Raw genomic sequence first — 22,655 nt, forward strand, 5'->3', positions numbered from 1 at the left:
CTTTTAACATGTCGTAACTTTTCATTACGAAACGTGTCGCACCATTAAAATTATCATCTGCATAAAATCCGATGCTATTACAGCCCATGCTCCACCTGTTAAAGACATAAATAAAACAACTAATCCTGTCACTATTATAGTAATATCTATCGAAACTTCAAATACAGCACTTGCAAATATTGCTAGTGCATTTAACCAAACACCCGCCGAGATTATATTTGGTAACATAATTGCCCAGGTAAAAGCTTGCTCACTTGTATTTCCAAATCTCATTCTTATTCCCTCTATCGGAGTTGCAATTCGTAATTGTCTTGCTTTCGGTGCAAACCATAAGAAACAAGTTAAATATCCTAATGCATTTGCATAGAATACAACAACTGGACCAATTCCTTTTGTAAATGCATCCCCTGCCATTCCTGTAAAAGTCATAGCACTAAATTGAGTCATAAAAGCTGTTCCTCCAACCATCCACCACAACATTTTTCCTCCACCAGAAAAATAGTCACTTGTTGAATTCGAAGCATGCTTTTGGAAGAAGTATCCTATCGCCATCATAAACATAAAGTAAATTACGATTACCAATATATCTATTTTCATTAGTTACCTCCTTTATCGCCTAATAATATTATTTCACTATAAGCTTTAAATAGAGGTCCTACTCCTTTTGGATCATTAGAGCCTACTTTTTCAGATATATAATATTCAAAACTTCCATCTCTATCTCCATTAAATGGTATAAGTCCATTTAATCCCGCCATTATACATATATTTCCTAACTCTAATTTTCCAGCTTTTTCTTTTAAATTATTCATAACAACTCCATCAAAAGCTTTTCTCCCTTTTTCTAAATAAATTTTATCAATTAGATTTAGTCTAACTCCTTTTAACAATGAGTATGCAAACATTAGTGTAGCTGAAGTCTCTAAGTAGTTTCCTTCTTTTCCTTCTAAAGCCATAACTTGATACCATAAGCCTGACTCATCTTGATATTTTACAATTCCCTCCATAAGTTCTACATATAGCTTTACAAGTTCATCTTTATAAGATTTAAATGCTACATTATCAATCCCCTCAATAACATCAACTAAGGCCATCGCATACCAACCCACTGCTCTTGCCCAGAAATTTTTCGATCTTCCTGTTTCCTTATCTGCCCAATTCATAGTTTTTGTTTCATCAAAACCATGGAAATATAGTTTTTTATCGTCACAGAATAGATTTTTTCTTACATTTCTAAATTGATTTAAAACATCCTTTATGCCATTTTCATCATTTTTTTCATTTGAGTAGATTGTAAGAAATGGTTGAGCCATATACAGTCCATCTAACCAAACTTGATAAGGATATCTTCCTTTATGCCAGAAGTTTCCTTCCAATGTTCTTGGATGAATATTTAGCAAATACTTTACACTTTCAGTAGCTTTTTCATATTTTATATTATTTGTTTCTTTGAATGCTGTAAATAAAACTCTTCCTGAGTTTATATTATCAATATTGTATTCCACCGGATTCAAATCTGCTATTTTCCCATTTTTATCAATTCTTTTATCTAAATAATTCAAAATAAATTCTAAGTATTTTTTGTCTTTTGTAGCTTTATATAATGCCTCTGCCCCTATCAGTATGCATCCATCTTCATAGTTCCACTCTGTTTTATAGTCTTGATAACTCTTTAAGTAAGCCTCTATGTAGTTTTCAACTTGTAACATTTTCATAATTAAGTGTTCCCTCCGTGTTCTCTATTTAATTTTTTATTTTAAATTTTTAATACTTCATCATATCGCAACTTTTTTGTATACGTTTGCAAAGATTGTATACGATTTTGTGTTTAGTATACATTTTAATTCAAGTGTTGTCAATTATTTTTTTATCTACAAACTATAAAAATCAACTACTTTTATTCACTATATACTTTTTTCGACCTAAAAAAGAACACACATCGTTATAAGTTTAATTCAAAACAAAAAAAGAGAAGTCATTCAGACTTCCCTTTAAATTAAACGTTTTTCTCTAAAATATCATGTATCCTAGTATAAAATTTACAGTATCCCCAACTCATTATTAAAAAAGCTATCGAGACTAAAATGACCTCAAAACTTACAGTATTATTTTTTATAGATATTAATAAACCTACAATAAATATCATATAATAAAATATCGAAAACTTTTTTAAAACTTCATATAAAATCTCTGAAAAAACTTTCAAAACCGAAACCAATCCTACTGTTATTTTCTTCAATACCATAACTACCCCCTTTATGATTTGAACTCTAATAAAAGTTTACCCTCTTTTTTATATCTTTTCAAATTCACTCTGTTTATACTTACTATTGACACGACTTCTTTTCAGGATTATAATCAAATTATCATTTATCTAAGGAGTGTTTTATGAATAAAAAAGTAGAGTATGTTAAGGGACAGCTTAATTGTGCTGAAAGTATAATCGCATCATTTAATAAAAATAACGGAACAACTATTCCTGTAGCTTTAGGAAGTGGTATGGGAACTGGTGCTACTATTGGTAGTCTATGTGGAGCTGTTAATGCTGCTGTTCTTGTTATTGGTTTTTTAAAAGGTAGAGAAACTTACCTAGAAGAAAATAGGGCTAGAGCATTATCAAATGAGCTTTTAAAAGATATTAAAGAGAAATATAACTCTGAGTTATGCGTAGATTTAAAAAAATCAGGTACTAGCTGCCAAGAGATTGTAGAATATACTTATGAAAAATTAGAAGAGATCTTAAAAGAAAAATAGGAGTAGATTTATCTACCCCTTATTTTTTTATTTAGTTTGCTATTTTCTCTTTTAACATATCCACGCCAGCTTCAACTTTCTCTTTTGCTGCGTCGACACCAGCATCTACTTTCTCTTTTGCTGCATCTCCAACTTTTTCTATTTCAGCACCTATTTTTTCAGTTGTTGTATCAACACTTTGAGTTGCTGTTTCTACATTTTGTTTTACATCCTGCTGAACAGTTGCTTCTACCGCTGCAGCTTTTTCTGCTACCACTGGAGCTTCTATTACAGGTGCTTCTGGTGCTGGTTTAGCCTCCTCTTTTTCACTCGAGCACGCTACCATAAGTGCGCTTATTGCTAATAATGCTAACATAGTTATTTTTTTCATTTTAATTCCTCCTCAAAACGAATTAAGATATTGTTATATTATTGTTAACCATAACTCGATATTTTCCTTCTTTATTTCATAATTTTTTTATATATTTCCCCATATCAAATTTTCTTTCCAAACCAGAACTATTCATATATCTGACTTTTCCAAAAATTTCTCTCTCTTTCCATGCTCGATCATGCTTCCCAAAACACCAAGCCACTCCTGCGTAAGAGTTGGGATCCCTTCCGTCATAAAAGTATTTATTATTTAAATTTATTGCAACTTCATATGCTTTCTGAGGGGAAGCTGTCCACTCCAATATTTTTTTACACCAATACATTCTCATATAACTTTCCATATATCCTGTATCTACCATTTGCTTTTGTGCTGCATTCCAATAAATGTCATGTGTTTTATAATTTTCTAATTCTTCTAAAGAATATAAATACTGCCTTTGGTCACTTGAGTGCTTTTCTAATGTTTCATAAGCCCACTTATAACTAATACCATCCCAGCTATCATATTTTAAATTATAATATACAAAATTTATCGCTAACTCTCTTCTTATTAAAAGCTCCTCTAAAAATTCACCTTTTGACGTTTCTAAACTCTTAGTTTTATCCAACTCACTCCAAATTTCAAGTGATGATATTTGACCAAAATGTAGATATGGAGAAAGTTTAGAGCTTAATTCATTATCAGGCCCTTTCTTCGAATAAAACTCTAATTTTTCTTCTATAAATTTTTTCAATATTTTTTTAGCTTCTATCTCACCTCCAATAAAATCTCCATCTAAGACTTGTTTACTTTGAGGAAGAAAAAATTGTGACTGATCTTTCTTTTTAAACTTGTCATCTACAAAATCATCATAAGTAAATTTTATATCTATTTTATAATCATATTTTTTTAAAAATCTATCCTTTACCTTTACATATTTATCTCTAAATGTTTTTGCACTATATTCCTCTTTAAAACTAGCAACCTCTACAGGTACAACAACGTTATTCTCTACTTCAATTGTAGTTACATTCAATTTTTTCAAAAGTTTTTCTCGACTACTCCTTTGAGACCTGAGATAACTTTTATCCCAAATCAACACTTGAGCATCTTTTGAAATTTCTAATATATTTTTTTGTAAATCTCCTTCTAATAAAATAAAACGAATACCATACTTCTTCAAAATATCATGAACATCTTTTAGTCCTTGAAGCATAAACTTAAAATGTCTTTCAGATGCTTCAGGATAATTTTTTATATAGTTAAACATTACATAAAGTGGCAACTTAGATTCATTTGCAACTTCTATAGCCTTTTCTAAAGAAAAGTTATAACTTACCCTTTGAGTCTCCTGCATCCAATAAACTATATACTGCCCTATTTTATCTTCATTTATCTTTAAATATTTAATTCTCTCTATATCCATAAAGTACCCTCCTAACTAGATGATATTTTTTAACTTTGTTAATAACTCTTCTGGAAATTTGGAAATTTTTTTTAAAGTATAATTAAATCCTACAATCAACGTTGTTCCCTCTATTACAATCTGATTGTTTTCATTTTCTATTTCATATAAAAAATTTATAGAAGCTTTTTTTAGTTCAGCTCCTACAATTTTCACCTTCAATTTCTCTCCTAGATAAACCTCACCTTTATAATAAACATGGGCATCTTTTTGAATTGTTCCCACATTTTCACCTAAATTAATTTCGCTTCCACCCAAAATTTTAAAAAGGTTAATCCTTACTTCTTGAAACAAAAGAAGAGCCCTTTCATTTCCCATATGACCACCATAATTTATATCAGATATCGTTACTTTATAATCTATTACAAACATAATTTACACTCCTTTTTCTTTTTTTCATTATAACAATATTTCTTCTAGTTTGTTAATTTTCTTTTTTATATGATATAATTAAAATCATAATTTAGAGGTGTTTTATGTTCGAATTAGCAAGTAAACTTTTTAATACTCTAGGCTATATTATAGCTATCGCATTTTTCTTTTCCCGGTTCAAAAGTGCTAAAAATATTTTCATAAGAGAGAAACACACTAAAAAAGACACCATAATACTTTCAATTGTTTTTTCTGGTCTAGCTATTTTAGGAACTTATATTGGTGTTGATTATAAAGGCGCTATTGCAAATACCAGAAACATTGGAGTTATTGTTGGTGGTATGCTTGCAGGTCCTGAAGTAGCTATTATTTCGGGTATTGTTGCTGGTATACATAGAGCCTCTATAGGAGTTAGCCAACTCACTGCGATTCCATGCTCTATTGCTACAGTTTTAGGAGGATTTATCACTAGCTATCTATACAAAAAAGCTAACTCTAACAACCGTTCTCTTCTTGGTTTCTTCGCAGGAGTTTTCGTTGAAAATCTAAGTATGTTGCTTATACTAATCCTTTCTAACAACAGAATATTAGCTCTAGATATTGTTAAAAATCTTTATCTTCCGATGATATTTATAAATGGAATAGGTGTCGCCGTCATTATTATTATTACTGAAGAAATTTTAGAAGAAAAAGAGCGAGAAGCTGGAACTCAAGCTAAACTAGCCCTTGAAATTGCCAATCAAACTCTTCCTTTTTTTAAAAAAGGAGAATCTCTTGATAATGTTTGTAAAATTTTACTTCAATCATTGAAAGCTGAAACTGTTGTTATTACTGACAAAAATTTTATAATAGCAAACGCTTTTAAAAATAAAGATTTTTGTATGAAATATCAAAGTATTCAAAGTGATGCAACAAAAAAAGTTTTATCTTCTGGTGAAGTTTTAATTTTTGATAGAGATAGCGAACTAAATGATTTTTGGTATTCTGAAAAAGGTATAAAATCTTGTATTATCACTCCTCTTTTTCAAGATGAACGAGTATCAGGAACATTAAAAATATACTTTAAAAACGAAGAAAATATAACGGTTCGAAAAAAATATTTGGCTATTGGTCTTTCCCAACTTATATCTACTCAACTCGAAATAAGTAAAATAGAGAATTTAAAAACTATGGCTAGAGATGCTGAGCTAAAAGCTCTTCAGGCACAAATAAATCCACACTTTTTATTTAATGCTCTGAATACGACAGCTTCTTTCGTTAGATTTAATCCAAGTAAGGCAAGAGAGATTATTATTGATTTATCAACTTATCTTAGATACAATTTAGAAAATACAGACAAACTTGTTCCCTTAGAGAAAGAGTTAGAACAAGTTAAAGCTTATATAAATATAGAAAAAGCAAGGTTTCAAGATAGGATTGAAGTTATTTATGATTTTGATCAAAATTTAGAGAACTTAAAAATACCTAGTTTAACTATTCAACCGCTTGTTGAAAATAGTATAAAACACGGTTTATTAAAAAGAAGTGGTTCTGGAAAAGTTAAGATTACGATTAAAAAAACATATCTAAAATGCTTAATCTCCATAGAAGATGACGGCATTGGAATTGATCCAGAAATTATCAAAAATATAAATAATAAAATTGAAAAAAATATAGGCTTAAAAAATGTTCACAATCGTTTAAAACTTATTTATGGTAAAGGATTAAATATAGAACGCCTAAGTAACGGAACAAAAATTTCATTCTATATTGACCAGGAGGAAAAATGATTAAATGTATAGTTGTTGAAGATGAATTTCCAGCTAGAGAGGAGTTAAAATTTTTCATTAATAGTGATCACAACTTCCAGCTCGAAAAAGAGTTTGAAAACCCAATAGATGCTTTAAAATATGTGGAAGCCAATGAAGTTGATGTTGTATTTTTAGATATAAATATGCCTGAGCTAGATGGTATGACTCTTGGAAAAATAATTCACCGAGTTAATAAAAATATAAAATTAGTTTTTATATCTGCATATAAAGATTTCGCAGTTGAAGCCTTTGAAATAAAAGCTTTCGATTATATTCTAAAACCATATTCAGAAGAGAGAATCATAAATCTTCTTAAAAATATTGCAGAAGACATAAGGAAAAGTGATTCTCCTTCAAAAGATCATAATATAAAGAAAATAACTGTTAACTGTGATTCAAAAATGTTAGTAATTTCAACTGATAATATTCTATATATTGAAGCTGATGAAAAAGAAACAAATATTTTTACAAAAGAAATAATGCACACATCAAAATTAAAAATTTCTCAACTAGAAAATATTCTCTCAGAAGAGCTATTTTTTAGATGCCATCGTTCATATATTGTAAATATTGATAAAATTATTGAAGTAGAACCTTGGTTTAATGGAACTTATATTTTAAAAGTTTCAAATTCTAACTTTAAAATTCCTGTAAGTAGAAATAAAGTTAAAGAGCTTAAAGAAATTTTAACTATAAAATAAAAAATCTCTCCTAAATCAGAGAGATTTTTTATTTATTACTTTTTTATCTTTTTTAAGAATAATCCTAAAGCTACTATTGCTCCTACTATTCCAACCACATAACCTATAGTTTCTGACAATCTAAATCCTTCTGGTGCTATCAGTATATATGTTGTAACTACCGCAGTCATAAATGTCGCCGGTATAGTTGCTATCCAATGATTTTTATCCTCTTTAGCTAAATATACCGCTCCAGCCCATAGTGCTATCGTTGCTAAAGTTTGATTTGACCATGCAAAATATCTCCAAATAATTGCGAAATCTATAAAACATAAACCAATTCCTACTGCAAACAGTGGTATTGCTATCATAAATCTATTTTTTATTGGCCCTTGTTTGTAGTCAATTGCATCCGCTATTGCTAGTCTTGCACTTCTAAATGCTGTATCTCCTGATGTTATTGGACAAGCTACAACTCCTAATAATGCTAAAGCTCCTCCAACTTTTCCTAATATACTATTTGATATTGTATTTACTACAACTCCTGCTGGTCCTGCATTCATAAGTCCCTCTGTTCCACCAAAGAACGACATTGCTGCTGCTGCCCAAACAAGTGCTATAACCCCCTCTGCTATCATTGATCCATAAAACACTCTTCTTCCCTCTTTTTCACTCTTCATACATCTAGCCATAAGAGGTGATTGTGTTGCATGGAATCCAGAAATCGCTCCACATGCTATTGTTATAAATAAATATGGATAGATAGATGTTCCTTTAGGATGTAAATTTACTAATGAAATCTCTGGTATATTATACCCTTGGAAGATTAGTCCTCCACCAATACCTATTCCCATAATAATCAATGAAGCTCCAAATATTGGATATATTTTCCCTATCAATTTATCAACAGGTAAAACTGTTGCAAGCATATAGTATGCAATTATTATTGCTACCCATGTTAAAGTCCCTACACTTGTCATACTTGCTAATATTCCCGCTGGACCATTTACAAATACAACTCCAACTAAAACTAGCAATACAACTGAAAATACTCTCATAATTTTTTTAGCGTTATCCCCTAAATAATGACCTACTATCTCTGCTATTGTTGCTCCATCGTGTCTAACAGAAAGCATTCCTGATAAGTAATCGTGTGTTGCTCCTGCAAAAATACATCCAAAAACAATCCATAAAAATGCTGCTGGTCCCCAAAGTGCTCCTGCTACTGCTCCAAATATCGGTCCTAATCCAGCAATATTTAGAAACTGAATTAAAAATGCTTTTTTCCAATCTAACTCAACATAATCTACACCGTCTGCTAAACGAACCGCCGGTGTTTCTTTCTCACTAATACCAAATACTTTCTCTACATACTTTCCATAGATTACATAACCTAAAATTAATGCTATCAATGACCCTATAAAACTAATCATTATAAACCTCCCTATTTACATTTCTTTTCACGGTAAATTATAACTTTATTTTTACCATTTTGTAACTTTTTTGGAATAAAACGACTATTTCAATACTTGAATTGTATTTTTATACACTTAAATACCTTTATTTACCTTCAATTTTTGAAACAAAAAAAAGGCTCGAAAGCCTTTTCTCTTATTTTTGATATATATTAATCTCTACTCTTCTATTTAAAGCTTTTCCTTCAATTGTTGAGTTTGATCCTACAGGATTTCTATCTCCATACCCCACACTTGAAATTCTACTTGGAGATACTCCTTGAGCAGATAAATAATTAGCTACACTTTGAGCTCTTTGTAATGAAAGATTTAAATTTGAGTTTGGATTTCCTGTGTTATCTGTATATCCTGAAACTTGAATCTTCGTCTCAGGATATCTATTCATAATATCAGCTATCGAATTTAAAGGTGCATAGAACCCACCATTTAAAATTGAACTTCCACTTTTAAAAGATGATTCTCCAGGTAATCTTAAGTTTATATTATCCTTGTTATTTGTCACAGTTATATTTGTACTATTTAACGCATTCATAAACTCTTTGTACTGAGCATCTTTATACGCTCCCCAACCAAGTCCTGCTAACGCTCCTATTCCAGCACCTATAAGTGTTCCCTTTGTATCTTTTCCTACTAATTGACCTATTAGTGCTCCTGCTGCTGCACCTTTTACAGTTCCACTAGTTTTTTTATCTGCAGTACTACAAGCCCCTAGAAGAGATGTTGTCAGTAATAACATAGCTATTGTTTTCTTGTTTCTCATTTTGTTCCTCCTATTTCGATACTTCTTATATTATCTAATATATGAAGGAACATGTCAAGAATTCTATGTTACTTTTCTAACTAACTTTTTTAATAATTATTTTGCACTTAATGCAGCCATTGTAATGTAGTTATATGGTTGGTTAAAGTGAGGTAAGAAGAATATATCTAATAGTTTAATCTTATCTATAGTCACTTTCTCTTGAATAGCAAGTGAGAACATATGAATTCCCATTGAGATATCTTGTCTCGAAGCCATTTGAGCTCCTAAAACTCTTCTTGTATTTTTATCATAAACTATTTTTAAGAATACAGTATCATTATCATGTTCGATAAATCCAGGTTTTTGTAGATCCGCGAACTCAGTTGCAATTGCATCATATCCTAAAGCTTTTGCTTTCTCTAAAGTTAATCCCGTTGAAACCATATTTAATCCATATATTGAGATTCCATTTGAACCTTGAACTCCAATACTCTCTAATTTAGTTCCACACACGTTATGAGCTGCAACGATACCTGAACGAACTGCATTTGTTGCTAAAGCTATGTAGTTTGTATCTTCGATTGAGTTATCGTAAACTGTAGCACAATCTCCAATTGCATAAACATCTTCTAAACTTGACTTTTGAGTTAAATCTACTCTGTAAGCTCCATTTCTAAATAACTCTAAATTTTCTTTTCCTAAGATATTATTTGGTACAAAACCAACAGCTAAAATGACCATATCAGCTTTGTAAGTTTTCTTATCTGTTACAACTTCTTCAACTTTTCCGTTTCCTTTAAGTTCTAATACTTTCTCTCCAAAGTTTACGTTAACTCCATTTTTTACCATATTTTCTTTCATCATCTCTCTGAATTCAGAATCATAGTAACCTGATAAGCAACTGTCACTTAAATCAACTAACTCTACATTCTTTCCACATCTTTGGAACGCCTCTGCTAACTCAACACCAATATATCCTGCTCCAACTACTACTATATTTTTTAACTCTTTATTTTCTAATTTTTTTATTACATCTTCAGCATGTTGATATAATTTTACAAATTGAACATTTTCTAAATCTTTTCCTGGAATTGGTAAATCTATTGGTAATGATCCTGTTGATAATATTAACTTATCATAAGATTCTGCTATCTCATTTCCATTTTTATCCATTCCATAAACAACTTTATTGTCAAAATCTACTCTTTTTATCTCTGTTTCCATATGAACTTTAGCACCATTACACTCTAACTTTTCTTGTGAAGAGTAGAATAATCCTTCAGGTCCTGAAATTTGTTTTCCTATCCATAAAGCCATTCCACATCCTAAAAAGCTAATGTTTGAGTTTTTATCAAATACTACTACCTCTTGACCTGGGTAGTTAGATAAAATTGTGTTAATTGCTGCTGTTCCAGCGTGATTTGCTCCTACTACTACTATTTTACTCATAATTTGCCTCCTAAAATCCATTTTATTTGATATATATTCAACCAAAGTATACCTTTTTAGTATTCGTAAGTCAATTGTTTTTACGATTAAATTATGACCTGTAATTCATATTTTTTTAATCAAAATAAAACGAGGATGTTTTTTTATCCCCGTTAATTTTAATATTTTTATCTATAGTCTTTAAATTTTTCAAATGCTCTCATATATATTTTCATAGCTAATTTTATGTCATCTAACACTATGTACTCATTCGGCTGATGCTCTGTTTTTGGGCTGTTTGGTAAAACTGCACCAAACGCTACACAGTTATTTATTGCTCTTGCATACGTAGCTCCCCCTCCAGCTATTGGTTGAGAAATTACATCTTCTGTTATCTCTTGATAAGCTGACATCAATGTTTTTACTAAAGGTGAATCCAAAGGTGTATAGATAGATTTTAAATAGTCGTGTGGTTTATATCTAAATCCATACTCAGAAGCCTTTTTTGTTATTGTTTCTATTATATTTTCCACACTATATGTCACCGGTATTCTCATATCAATACATAAAATCTCTTCTTTTTCTGTAAATTCAATTTTACCAATATTAAATTTTAATTCTCCAGAATGTTCATCCTTCACCTCTCCAAAAATAGGCTCTGCAAAATTATAACCAATAATATTTTCCACTATAAATTTACCAGATTTTGTATTTTGTCCACACTCATTCAAAGCGTGCATATATCTATTAATTGCATTTACACCTGTTTCAGCTACTTGAGCATGAACACTTTTTCCAATTATTTCAACACATCCATTTTTTTCTAAATACTCATAATTTAATTTTTCTAATGCCTCTATAAGCCCCTTTGATTTTTGAACTGTAATCGTTGAAGGAACTGAGTTAAATGCATCTCCACCTTTAAATATCATTCCACTTTCATTTTCAGAAATAAGCTTACACTGTAACAGCCCCTTTTCTGCATATATCAATGGAAATTTAGAATCTGGTGTAAATCCTACAGTAGGCATCTCCTCTTTCTCAACATATTTAGGCATATCTCTCCAAAGATTTTCCTCATCTGTTCCAAATATAAATCTTACTCTGTAATCTAATTCAAATCCAGTTTCTAATAAAATTTTTAGGGCATATATAGCAGCCAATGTAGGACCTTTATCATCTTGAGATCCTCTTCCAAAATATTTTCCATCTTCAACTTTAGGCTCAAAAGGTGGATTTTTCCACTTTTTTAAATCTCCTGGTGGAACTACATCTAGATGTCCTAAAACACCTACTAATTTTTCTCCAACTCCAATTTCAGCATACCCATAATACCCTTCTGGATCAATAAAAGTTTTGAATCCTAACTCTTTACAAATTTTTAAAGTTTCTTCTAATACATTTTGTATCTCTTTTCCAAATGGATAACCACTTTCATCCTCTTGTAAAAAACTAGGAATTTTTACCAACCTATCTAAATTTTTTATAAATTCTGGAAATTTTTCATTTAATTTTTTATACTTCAACGTTCTCTCCCTATTTTAACTATAAATTTATTTTACTTCCCACTTGAATATCCAATATATAAATTCCACTTTTCTCTTTCATTCGCTTCATACCATACTCTCCAGTACAATGACAAGGATATAACTTTTCAACTTTACTTTTACTCAAATACTCTATCGTTTCATCTATATATTTTTCATTTTTATTTAAACTTGTTCTACTTGAAAGGTGAAACCCTCCTACTATTGTATTTACTCTATCACCACGAGCTTCACACTCATCTAAAATATTACTCACACCTTTATGAGCACATCCGATAAATAAAGCTTTAATGTTTTCCTCTTCGACTATTAGATTTAATTCGTGCTTAAAATTATCTTTTATATACTCACCATTATCATTTTTTATATAAAGACTTTCATTCAATGGATTATAACTTTCCCTATCAAAACAATGAAATAACTTTAAATTTTCAATTTCTAAGGTATCCTCCACAAAATTAAATCTTTCAACATCTAGATATTCATAAGGAATTCCTATATCTATATACGCTCCAAAAATTTTCTTATAATGCTTTTCAAAATAATATTCACTACAATAAATCTTTGCTTTTTTATTCCTCTTTAGAAAATATGAAAGTCCCCCTCCATGATCTTTATGACCATGAGATAAAATCAGATAATTCACCTCTTCTAAATTCAATCCTAATTTTTCAGCATTTTTCCAAAACTTTTTACTCTCTCCAACATCGAATAATATTTTCAAACCTTTCGTTTCTATATACAAAGAGAGGCCATGCTCCTTTGCTAACTCTTTATTTGAACTTTTATTTTCCACCAAGACCTGTATCTCTATTTTTTATCCCTTCCTTTTTTATTTTATTAAAAATAATTATATTGTTTTTATTATAAAAAATCAAGTTTTATAGTATGAAAAATGTTGTTATCCCAACAAAAGAAACCATTGCACCGACTACTTCTAAAGCAGATATCTTTTCTTTAAAACAAACTATTGATATTGGTATTATTAATATCGGACTTGTTGCAGCTAATGTACTCACAATTCCAACATGTGCATGCTTCATCGCTTCGACTAAAGATGTTACACCCATTGTTGCTATAATTGTCCCTAATGATATATATAACATCGCTTTTTTATTCACTGCTCCATCCTTTATGTCGTCCCACTCTTTACGATACGTTATATACAAAATAAAAGCTAATATAGCTGGAATTGTTCTGACTTGTATTGTTGCAAAAGAATCATAATCTATAGAACCCATTCGAGTGAAAACAATTCCAAAACTCTCTCCTAACATAGCTAATACAGCATATACAAACCCTAATTTTGAAAAGCTCTCATCACTTTTCTTCTTTAAAATAACCATTGCAATTCCACTTATTGTCAATAGCATTCCTACTATTTTTAATAGCTCTATTTTCTCTTTTAAAATAAAAAAACTTAATATTGATACTGCTATAGGACTAAACGTCATTACAAGCAGTGTAATTCGAGGACCTATTTTCAAATAAGCTTTAAATAAAAAGAAATCTCCTAAAAATAATCCAAATAATCCTGATACAGATAGATATTTTAAAGACTCTTTAGAAACATCTAGAGGTAGTAACATTCCTCTATTCATTTGTGTTATCATGCCTAAAAATACCATTGCTAAAACTAATCTAATTAAATTTACAGCTAAACTTCCTGCTTCTTTGCTTGCTTTCTCTAAAAAGATAGAACTTCCCACCCATCCAAACGCTGCTAAAAGTGCTAAACTTTCTCCTATCATGAATCTCCCCCCATTTTTGTTTTTTAATTATTTTACACTATTTCAAATTTAATTTGAAATGAAAAAATAGAGAGGATATAATCCTCTCTAAATCAATTTTAATAGTTTACACACTCCATTTCAAACTCTTTCTGTTTTTCTAAACATGATGGGCACACCTTAGGAGCTTCTTTTCCTGAATGAACATAACCACATTTTCTACATTTCCATCTCACATCTTCATCTTTTTTAAACACTAACTCTCTACCTAAATTATCAAGAAGTTTACGATATCTTTTTTCATGTAGCTTTTCTACTTCAACTATCGCTTTAAACGCCGCTGCTACCTGTGGATACCCCTCTTCAATCGCCACCTCAGCAAATCCAGGATAAAGCTCTGCCCACTCTTCATATTCACCTTCTGCAGCCTCTTCTAAGTTCTCCATAGTTGTTCCAACAATTCCAGCTGGATATGTTGCTGTTATCTCAACAGGACCTCCCTCTAAAAATGAGAAAAATCTTCTAGCATGATATTGTTCATTTAAAGCTGTTTCTTCAAATAATGCAGCTATCTGCTCATAACCTTCACTCTTAGCTTTTTCTGCAAACATTGTATATCTTTGTCTTGCTTGTGATTCCCCTGCAAAAGCCTTTAATAAATTTTGTTCAGTTTTAGATCCTCTAATCGATTTTACCATTTTATTAAGTTACCTCCTTATTTGTATTCCTAGATATTATTCTATTATTTTATTTTTTTCCTTTTTATTATTTTATTTTATGTGATAAGATAAAAAATAAAATAATATCAGGAGGATACATATGGATTTTTTATCAAGAAGAACTATTAGAAAATACACTACACAAAATATTGAAAAAGAAAAATTAGATGAAATTTTAAAAACTACTTTAGCCTCACCTTCTGGAAGAAACTTAAAACCATTTGAATTAATTCTAACTCAAAATAAAGATATTTTAAATAAATTATCTTTTTCCAAAAAAGTTGGTTCAGCTATGTTAAGTGAAGCTGACACAGCAATTATTGTTCTGGGAAATCCTGAGATATCAAACACTTGGAACGAGGACTCCTCTATTGCATCATTCACAATTCAACTAAAAGCTTTTCAACTTGGCTTAGGTAGTTGCTGGATAAATGTAAAAGATAGAAAAACTAGTGATGGAATCGATTCTGAAATTTATATAAAAAATTTATTATCAATACCATCTCATTTCAAAATAGTTTCAATTATTTCACTAGGATACCCAAACGAAGAAAAAATACCTCGAAATGAAAATGATATGGACTTTTCTAAAATTCATATTGATAAGTTTTAAAAAAAAAGGATTATTGTAACTTTATAGAGTCACAATAATCCTTTTTTTATCTATGAGTTTTTTTATCTCCAGTCATATGAATGATATCATCACCTTTTAAATTAAATGCTTGACCAAATCCTTTAACAAATCTTCCATCAATTACATTTAATTTTACTAAATGGAAATCTTCCATTTTACGTACTACCTTAACTCCATGTCCCATTCTCTCTTCGAAAATATCTAAAATAGTTTCAAATCTCTCATCTCTTGGTTGGAATTCAGCTGTAACATTGTATCTTAATCTCTTTCTTACTAATACTGATGCAGCTTCTTTTTCATCTTGTAAGAACATAATCTCAAACTTTTGAGTGTTCTCTACTAGGTTATCATAATGATCTCCTATTTCACTGATAAATATATATCCTGCATCTTCATATTTTACATAAGGAGCATAAGTAACATCTATCTCTCCATTTTTAGAAACTGTTCCTAAAACTACTGATTTAAAACTTCCTTCAAACTCATCTATCTCTTTTCTTAATTCATCTTTATTTAAATTCATTGCCATTGCCATCTTCATCATAACTATTCAATCTCCTTTAAGTTTGTATTTCAAATTATTATATACTCATATAGTATATTTTTTTACAAACTTTGTCAAGAATTAATTACACTTTTTTTGTATGATTATAAATTTCCAGCTTTATACATTCTAAAGAACTCACCCTCTTTTTCCATTAAAGTTTTATAATCTCCCATCTCTTTGATACCCTCTTTACCTAAAACAACAATTTTATCAAACTCTTTTATCGTATTTAATCTATGAGCAATCGAGATTATTATTTTGTCGTTAAACTTTTCTAAAATATTATTCATGATTTTTTTCTCTAGGATATTATCTAATGCTGACGTTCCCTCATCTAACATTATAATCTCTGGATTCTTTAAAAAGAGCCTTGCCATTGCTAATCTTTGCTTTTGACCTGAACTTAAATTAACTCCACCTTGACCTAACTTAGTATTCTCTTTGTGCTCAAGAGCCTCTACAAACTCTTTCAATTGAGCCAATTCTAGGGCTTTCATTATCTCCTCATCAGTAGCATCTTTTTTCACAACTTTTATATTATCTAAAATTGTTTCATTCATCAAACTATCTCTTTGATCAACAACTGCTATCTTATTAAGTAGACTCTCTCTTTCCAAATCAGTTATACAGTTATTGTTTATTAATATTCTATTTTCTTCAGGTAAAAATGTTCTTTTTAAAAGTGAGAAAATTGTTGTTTTTCCAACCCCACTCTCTCCTACAAAAGCAACTTTCTCGCCTTTTTTAATAACTAAAGATAGGTTTTTTATTACATCTTGATTACCAAAAGAGAAACTTAAATTTTTAACCTCTATTTTTTTTATCTCATCACTCATCTGAATATCTCCATTTTTTTCATCTGGAATATTCATAATATCTAAAAATCTCCCAATTCCTGTTGCTCCTCTTTGGAAAACATCTATCAATCCCATCAATCTTAGTAGATATATCCTAAATCTATTTGTCAGTAATATGAAACCTACGATAACTCCTAGACTTATTTCATCATTTATATGCATATATCCACCTATAAATATCACTATCAATTGAGTAAGTTGATTATAGAAATTTACTCCTGACATAAGAGCGGATGTATTAAATATATTTGTTTTTTCTACATCTAAAAGTTCTTTATTTCTTTCTGAGAACTTTTCTAAGACATCATCTTCTAAAACATTATCTTTTATAAAAAATACAGTTTTTAAAGAATCATGAATTTTTGAAGTAAGACCTGAAAATCTCTCTCTTACTAAACCATAACCTACCTTTAACTTTTTATTTTGATAAATTGTAAAATAAACAGCTAAAGGAAGAGGTATCATCGTTAATAGGGTCAATTTCAAATTGAAATTTGCCATAAGAACAACTGCACCAATTATTGATAATATAGAAAATAGAAAATCTTCTAATCCTCTATATAAAAGAGCTGAAACATTTTCTAAATCACTTGTCACTCTTGATATTATATCTCCACTTTGATTTTTCATAAAATATGTGTCTGGTTGACTTAGAATTTTCTTAAATAAATCCTCTCTCATCAGAAACTTTATTCTATTTCCCATCAACTGTCCTCTCGAACTAGAGTAAACAGACAACACTAACCTAATCACATATATTCCTAGCAGGGCTGCTGAGAACATGAAGAACTCTTTAACGTTTTTATTCGGTATTGATCTATCTATTAGGTTTTGAACTACTATCGGGCCATACAAATCCAAACCAGTTACAAAAAAACTGCTAACTAAAAAATAAGTTAGCAGTTTTTTTTCTTTTAGATAGTATCTTAAAACACTATTTAACATTTGATAACTCCTGATATAACTCTTCTAGAGCATCTATAACTCTCGGAGTTCCTCTCAGTATTTTATCTGAATCAATTATCATCATATTACCTTTTTGCCCTGCTTTAGTTTGTTTTACAACTGGATTACTATTTAAAATATCATTTTTATTTTTTATTGCCATTGATCCAACTAATAAATCTGGATTTTGAGCTAATAAATATTCTGGTGAAAGTATCGGTCTTCCTCCTGGTAAACCTTTTGCTATATTCTCAATACCTAGCGTATCAAATATCTGACCCGGTAAAGAGTTTGGAGTAAATACCATCATTGGAGATGTCGAGAATAGAAATGCTCCTTTAATATTCAATGGCTTTTCTTCTATCTTTTTCTTTATACCATCTAGCTTAGCTTTATAATCCTGTACTAACTTTTCCGATTTTTCTCTTTGACCAGTTATTACTCCATACACCTCTAAATTTTCTAAAATTTGATCAAAAGAATTTGCTTCATTTATTATAAATTTTAATTTTCTAGCTTTTAAGCTCTCTCCAAATGCTTCAGACATTGTATTTAATATTACAAGATCTGGAGTAAAACTTAGAACCTGCTCTATCGATGGCTTCATTATAGTTCCAGCTTTTGGGAGATCTTTTGTTTTCTCTTGTGGCCATATAGGATTTTTTGCTGTATCTGCTATAGCTACAATACTTTTTTCTCCTTCAATTAAATAAAATGATTCAACCGCTGCTGGGTCTAATATTAAAACTTTTTTATATTCTTTTTCCTCTACTTTATTACCTCTAGAATCTACAATAAATCCATTCTCTAACTTTAAAGCAAAGGCAAAATTACTCATCAAAACTGTAAATGCTAAAATTGCTAATTTTTTCATAATCTCTCCTTATACTAATGGAATAATATATGGTATCCCATTTTCATCTTTTATAACCTTTGATTTTAGATTATAAACTGCTTGTAAATTTTCCTCTGTCAAAACTTCTAATGGTGTTCCCTGGAATTTAATCTCTCCATCTTTCATCATTATTAACTCATCACAAAACATTGCCGCTAAATTAAGATCATGAAGAACTGCAACACTTGTCAGTGATTTTTCTAAAGATAAATTCTTAACTTTATTTAGTAGTTCTACAGCGTGATTTAAATCAAGTGCCGAAGTTGGTTCATCTAAAAGTAGTATTTCTGGCTCTTGAGTTAACGCTCTTGCTAGTAATACTCTTTGAAACTCTCCTCCAGATAAACTTACTGCTACTCTTTCACTGAACTTATATAGTCCTAAAAAATTTAGATTATCCTCTACCTTTTTTTTATCATCAAATGTATATCCTGCCCAGCTCGATTTTAAATGAGGTAATCTCCCCATTAAAACAAAATCTTTCACAGACATATTTGTCATTAAATTTGATTTTTGTGGAACTAATGATACAAGTTTAGCTTTATCTTTTTTAGATAACCCAACTGTATCTTTTCCATTGAAAATAATCTCTCCACTATTTGGAGTTAAATAACCAAGTATATTTTTTAGAAAAGTGGACTTTCCACATCCATTTGGTCCTAATATTCCTGTCATCTTTCCTTTTTTTATTTGAACTTTTAAATTCTTTAAAATAGCTCTATCTCCATAAGAAAAAGATAGATTTTCAACTTTAATACCCATCTTATCTTCCTCCTTTAGATTTAAATGCTAGATATAAAAAGAATGGTGCTCCAAAGAACGCTGTAACAACACCTATTGGTATCTCAACTGGTGCTAATAAAAGTCTTCCAATAGTATCACAGATTAGTAAGAAGAATCCTCCTGCTAAAGCTGAGTTTGGAATTAATTTTGAGTTTGAAGGTCCCACTAACATTCTTATTGAATGAGGTATAATTAAACCTACAAATCCTATCATTCCTGAAAACGCTACTGAAAAGGCTACTACTAACGCTGAAACAGTTAAAACTTTTGCTTTTAACGTATGAACATCAACTCCTAGAGAGTTTGCTTCTTCATCTCCTGATAGCAGAGCATCTAACTGATTTCTTTGTAGATAGAAGAAGATTAGAGAAAATACTAATGGTACAAATAAAAGTGCTACCTTTGTCCACGTCGCTCCTCCTAAATACCCCATTAACCACATAGTAATTTTAAATGATTCCTCACCTATAAGATACATAGCAAACGATGTAAATGCACCTATAAATGATGATACAGCTATTCCTACTATCAATAACGTTGTTATATCAACTTTTCCATTTCTATTTGAAAGCTTAAATATTACGAAAGTACTTATTAAGCATGATAAAAATGCTAGTACTCCGTAAAATATATCTGGTAATTGGAATACGTAAGCTATTACTGCTCCAAATGTCGCACTCGCTGCTATTCCTATTATGTAAGGGTCAGCTAATGGATTTTGAAATACAGCTTGAACTACAACACCACTCGATGATAACATCATCCCTATTAATAGCGCCATAATTATCCTTGGTAATCTTATTTCGTAAATTATTGTTTTTATATAATCTGGGGCAGTTGACATTGAAAATAGTTGCTCCAATGGCACAGAAACACTTCCTAAGCCAATAGAAAGTGTTCCTGTCAGTATTATTCCCAGAATTAATATTAATGACACATGTTTCTTCATATTAATTCTCCCTGTTTTTAGAAGTTGTATTTAAATCCTGCATAGAAACTTCTTTCTGCTGCTGGATCAAAATATTTTCCATCTGATTTTATAGAGTTATAGTATTTCTCATTAAACAGGTTTCTTACTCCTGTGTATAGTTTTAATGTTTCTGTTGGATTATAGTTAAACGTCACATTTGTAACAACATTCTCGTTTTGCTTTCCTCCAGTATTTTCATCATTTATGTAGTAAGCTGATGTATAAACAGTCTCTGTTAAAACTGTAAACTTTGGTGTTACCTCATAAGATAATCCTAATGATAACTTATTCGTAGGTACATCGCTTATCTCTTTTCCTTCTAACTTAGAATTTGCTGATTCTAATATCTCTGTTTTTATAAGAGCATAACTTTCTCTAACAGTTAATTTTCCAAAGTATTGCTCTGCTGATAACTCAGCTCCATATCTTTTAGTTTTTCCTATATTATAGTAATCGAAATAGAATGTCCCCGGAATAGCTACTCTTGCTATCTCATTATCTGTTTCTGTGTAGTATACTGCTCCATTTACATAACTTCCTAAGATATAGTCTTTTGCACCTAACTCATAAGTTAAATATGTTTCTGAATCTGCTTTACTTAATGAATAATCCTGTGTATTAGCCATCTCTGGTGGAAGAGGTGATCTAAATCCTCTTTCTATCTTTGCATATACATTTCCCGTATCTGAATACAGATAATTCACTGTCGCTTCTGCTGCATAATTTTCTTTTGTTATTTTTTCATCTAGATTTCTAGTGTTATCTTTTCTTTTTAAATCGTAATCAGCACGTTCGTATCTGAATCCTTGAGTGAATTCAATCTTTCCAAATCTATTTCTATTTAAAACAAACCCACTGTTTGTCATTTTAGTAAAATCACTTAGATTATAGTTTGTACTAGAACCTGTAACCCTATTCATCTCTTGAGATATAAAATCGTATCCAAATACAATCTCATTATTTTCTCCATATTTTAATTGAAGCTTCGGTTTGAATCCAACTTTTTTATCTTCTAATTCTATTCTTCCGCTTCCCTTAGTTCCTACAGTTTCAATATCTGATTCTTGATAGAACGATAATATATCTAACTTTAAATTGTCATTTATTTTATTTTCATATTTCAAGTTAAATTCATCTTTAACCACATCAAGCATTGCTAAATCTTTTGAACTTGTAAGCCCTGACTGTGTTGGGTCTGATAACTGCTCTTTTGTCAATCTTTCTGGTGATGTTGCATTTTCATCATATCTTGAATATTTTAAAGTGATATTTTGATTTTCATCAATTTTATACTTTAAACTTCCTTCGAAGAATTCTGAATCTGATTCATCTCCATCTCTGAAACCTTTGTAATCATTTTTTGTATAGTTAATTCCTACTCCAAAATCTCCTACAGTAGTTCCGAATGATACATCACCTTTTTTAGTTCCAAAACTAGTAAATTCACTAGAGACAGATCCACCTTTATATCCTGCACCAGATTTAGTAATTATATTAATTACTCCTCCTCTAGTTCCACTTCCATAAAGTATCGCTCCTCCACCTGGAATCACTTCTATCTTTTCTATATTTTCAACTGGAACTGTATTTATAGGCATTCTTCCATGACTTGAATCTAATGATCCTGTTGAAATTCCATCAATTAAAACTTGTACATTCTCTGCTGCCTTTGTTCCTTGCCCTCTCATATCTATAATCGGATCTTTTGGATCTCCAATTATATTTACACTCGGTACATCTCTTAAAGCATCTGATACTGATTGATAATTTTTCTCTTCAATATCTTTTGCTGTTATAACTGTAACTGTATTCGTTACATTTCTTTGTGCTGTTTCAAACCCTGTTGTTGAAATAACACTTTCATTTAATTTAACTCCTTTATTAGCTTCCTCATAGAAAAAGTCATCATTAGAATAACTCAAAGCTGTTACTAATAAACTTAACACTGCTATCTTCTTGTTCATAATTTA

General features: G+C 30.2%; 23 protein-coding genes. 4 read left to right on the plus strand and 19 right to left on the minus strand.

Going from position 1 to position 22,655, the window contains the following annotated elements:
• Positions 1-24: 24 nt before the first annotated feature.
• The 3 genes from Q0O83_RS05330 to Q0O83_RS05340 all read right to left on the minus strand — a co-directional run bounded on the left by Q0O83_RS05330 (position 25) and on the right by Q0O83_RS05340 (position 2,245).
• Positions 25-597, minus strand: coding sequence for a hypothetical protein (locus Q0O83_RS05330; RefSeq protein WP_294094801.1), 573 nt, complete (start codon positions 595-597; stop codon positions 25-27).
• Positions 597-1,715, minus strand: coding sequence for a glycoside hydrolase family 88 protein (locus Q0O83_RS05335; protein WP_294094803.1), 1,119 nt, complete (start codon positions 1,713-1,715; stop codon positions 597-599). Before Q0O83_RS05335 ends, Q0O83_RS05330 begins: the two co-directional genes overlap by 1 nt.
• A 281-nt stretch (positions 1,716-1,996) precedes the next feature.
• Positions 1,997-2,245, minus strand: a complete 249-nt coding sequence (locus Q0O83_RS05340; RefSeq protein WP_294094804.1) for a hypothetical protein — start codon at positions 2,243-2,245, stop codon at positions 1,997-1,999.
• A gap of 143 nt (positions 2,246-2,388) precedes the next feature.
• Here Q0O83_RS05340 and Q0O83_RS05345 point away from each other — a divergent pair, with 143 nt between their 5' ends.
• Positions 2,389-2,754, plus strand: coding sequence for a C-GCAxxG-C-C family (seleno)protein (locus Q0O83_RS05345; protein ID WP_294094805.1), 366 nt, complete (start codon positions 2,389-2,391; stop codon positions 2,752-2,754).
• Between the two features lie 31 nt (positions 2,755-2,785).
• Here Q0O83_RS05345 and Q0O83_RS05350 read toward each other — a convergent pair whose 3' ends face one another.
• The 3 genes from Q0O83_RS05350 to Q0O83_RS05360 form a co-directional block, all read right to left on the minus strand.
• Positions 2,786-3,124, minus strand: a complete 339-nt coding sequence (locus Q0O83_RS05350; protein WP_294094808.1) for a hypothetical protein — start codon at positions 3,122-3,124, stop codon at positions 2,786-2,788.
• Between the two features lie 76 nt (positions 3,125-3,200).
• Complete coding sequence (locus Q0O83_RS05355) at positions 3,201-4,532, minus strand: deoxyribodipyrimidine photo-lyase (protein WP_294094810.1); 1,332 nt, start codon at positions 4,530-4,532, stop codon at positions 3,201-3,203.
• A 15-nt stretch (positions 4,533-4,547) separates the two neighbouring features.
• Positions 4,548-4,943, minus strand: coding sequence for a thioesterase family protein (locus Q0O83_RS05360; protein ID WP_294094813.1), 396 nt, complete (start codon positions 4,941-4,943; stop codon positions 4,548-4,550).
• A gap of 104 nt (positions 4,944-5,047) precedes the next feature.
• Here Q0O83_RS05360 and Q0O83_RS05365 point away from each other — a divergent pair, with 104 nt between their 5' ends.
• Both Q0O83_RS05365 and Q0O83_RS05370 read left to right on the plus strand, forming a co-directional pair.
• Positions 5,048-6,712, plus strand: coding sequence for a LytS/YhcK type 5TM receptor domain-containing protein (locus Q0O83_RS05365; RefSeq protein WP_294094816.1), 1,665 nt, complete (start codon positions 5,048-5,050; stop codon positions 6,710-6,712).
• Positions 6,709-7,434: a LytTR family DNA-binding domain-containing protein gene (locus Q0O83_RS05370; protein WP_294094817.1), complete on the plus strand. Its 726-nt coding sequence runs from the start codon at positions 6,709-6,711 to the stop codon at positions 7,432-7,434. The genes Q0O83_RS05365 and Q0O83_RS05370 overlap by 4 nt, the downstream gene beginning before the upstream one ends.
• Before the next feature lie 35 nt (positions 7,435-7,469).
• Here the strand turns inward: Q0O83_RS05370 and Q0O83_RS05375 are convergent, their stop codons facing one another.
• The 7 genes from Q0O83_RS05375 to rbr form a co-directional block, all read right to left on the minus strand.
• Positions 7,470-8,846, minus strand: coding sequence for a carbon starvation protein A (locus tag Q0O83_RS05375; protein WP_294094819.1), 1,377 nt, complete (start codon positions 8,844-8,846; stop codon positions 7,470-7,472).
• A gap of 178 nt (positions 8,847-9,024) precedes the next feature.
• Entirely contained in the window at positions 9,025-9,648 is a 624-nt protein-coding gene (locus tag Q0O83_RS05380; protein ID WP_294094821.1) for an OmpA family protein, read from the minus strand.
• Between the two features lie 96 nt (positions 9,649-9,744).
• The gene (nox, locus tag Q0O83_RS05385; RefSeq protein ID WP_294094823.1) at positions 9,745-11,079 is read right to left on the minus strand and encodes a H2O-forming NADH oxidase; all 1,335 of its coding nucleotides are present in this window, start codon (positions 11,077-11,079) and stop codon (positions 9,745-9,747) included.
• A 167-nt stretch (positions 11,080-11,246) separates the two neighbouring features.
• On the minus strand, positions 11,247-12,584 hold the full coding sequence (locus Q0O83_RS05390) for a Sapep family Mn(2+)-dependent dipeptidase (protein ID WP_294094825.1): 1,338 nt from the start codon (positions 12,582-12,584) through the stop codon (positions 11,247-11,249).
• A 19-nt stretch (positions 12,585-12,603) separates the two neighbouring features.
• The gene (locus Q0O83_RS05395; protein ID WP_294094827.1) at positions 12,604-13,401 is read right to left on the minus strand and encodes an MBL fold metallo-hydrolase; all 798 of its coding nucleotides are present in this window, start codon (positions 13,399-13,401) and stop codon (positions 12,604-12,606) included.
• 85 nt (positions 13,402-13,486) lie between these two features.
• Entirely contained in the window at positions 13,487-14,356 is an 870-nt protein-coding gene (locus Q0O83_RS05400) for a DMT family transporter (protein ID WP_294094828.1), read from the minus strand.
• A 98-nt stretch (positions 14,357-14,454) separates the two neighbouring features.
• The gene (gene rbr, locus Q0O83_RS05405; RefSeq protein ID WP_294094829.1) at positions 14,455-15,033 is read right to left on the minus strand and encodes a rubrerythrin; all 579 of its coding nucleotides are present in this window, start codon (positions 15,031-15,033) and stop codon (positions 14,455-14,457) included.
• Between the two features lie 121 nt (positions 15,034-15,154).
• On the opposite strand from rbr, the gene Q0O83_RS05410 reads away from it, so the two are divergent.
• Positions 15,155-15,667 (plus strand): nitroreductase family protein, encoded by a 513-nt coding sequence (locus Q0O83_RS05410; RefSeq protein ID WP_294094831.1) that lies wholly within the window; start codon positions 15,155-15,157, stop codon positions 15,665-15,667.
• A gap of 46 nt (positions 15,668-15,713) precedes the next feature.
• Here the strand turns inward: Q0O83_RS05410 and Q0O83_RS05415 are convergent, their stop codons facing one another.
• The 6 genes from Q0O83_RS05415 to Q0O83_RS05440 all read right to left on the minus strand — a co-directional run bounded on the left by Q0O83_RS05415 (position 15,714) and on the right by Q0O83_RS05440 (position 22,649).
• Positions 15,714-16,232 (minus strand): pyridoxamine 5'-phosphate oxidase family protein, encoded by a 519-nt coding sequence (locus Q0O83_RS05415; RefSeq protein ID WP_294094832.1) that lies wholly within the window; start codon positions 16,230-16,232, stop codon positions 15,714-15,716.
• A 104-nt stretch (positions 16,233-16,336) separates the two neighbouring features.
• Positions 16,337-18,037: an ABC transporter ATP-binding protein gene (locus Q0O83_RS05420; protein ID WP_294094834.1), complete on the minus strand. Its 1,701-nt coding sequence runs from the start codon at positions 18,035-18,037 to the stop codon at positions 16,337-16,339.
• Positions 18,027-18,911 carry an ABC transporter substrate-binding protein gene (locus Q0O83_RS05425; RefSeq protein WP_294094836.1) on the minus strand — a complete coding sequence of 295 codons (885 nt, stop codon included), beginning with the start codon at positions 18,909-18,911 and terminating at the stop codon, positions 18,027-18,029. Before Q0O83_RS05425 ends, Q0O83_RS05420 begins: the two co-directional genes overlap by 11 nt.
• A 9-nt stretch (positions 18,912-18,920) precedes the next feature.
• Positions 18,921-19,694 (minus strand): ABC transporter ATP-binding protein, encoded by a 774-nt coding sequence (locus Q0O83_RS05430; protein WP_294094839.1) that lies wholly within the window; start codon positions 19,692-19,694, stop codon positions 18,921-18,923.
• Between the two features lies 1 nt (position 19,695).
• On the minus strand, positions 19,696-20,664 hold the full coding sequence (locus Q0O83_RS05435) for an iron ABC transporter permease (protein ID WP_294094841.1): 969 nt from the start codon (positions 20,662-20,664) through the stop codon (positions 19,696-19,698).
• 17 nt (positions 20,665-20,681) lie between these two features.
• Complete coding sequence (locus Q0O83_RS05440; RefSeq protein WP_294094843.1) at positions 20,682-22,649, minus strand: TonB-dependent receptor; 1,968 nt, start codon at positions 22,647-22,649, stop codon at positions 20,682-20,684.
• Between the last annotated feature and the right edge of the window lie 6 nt (positions 22,650-22,655).

This window comes from uncultured Cetobacterium sp. (assembly GCF_945952365.1).
Classification (GTDB): Bacteria; Fusobacteriota; Fusobacteriia; order Fusobacteriales; family Fusobacteriaceae; genus Cetobacterium_A.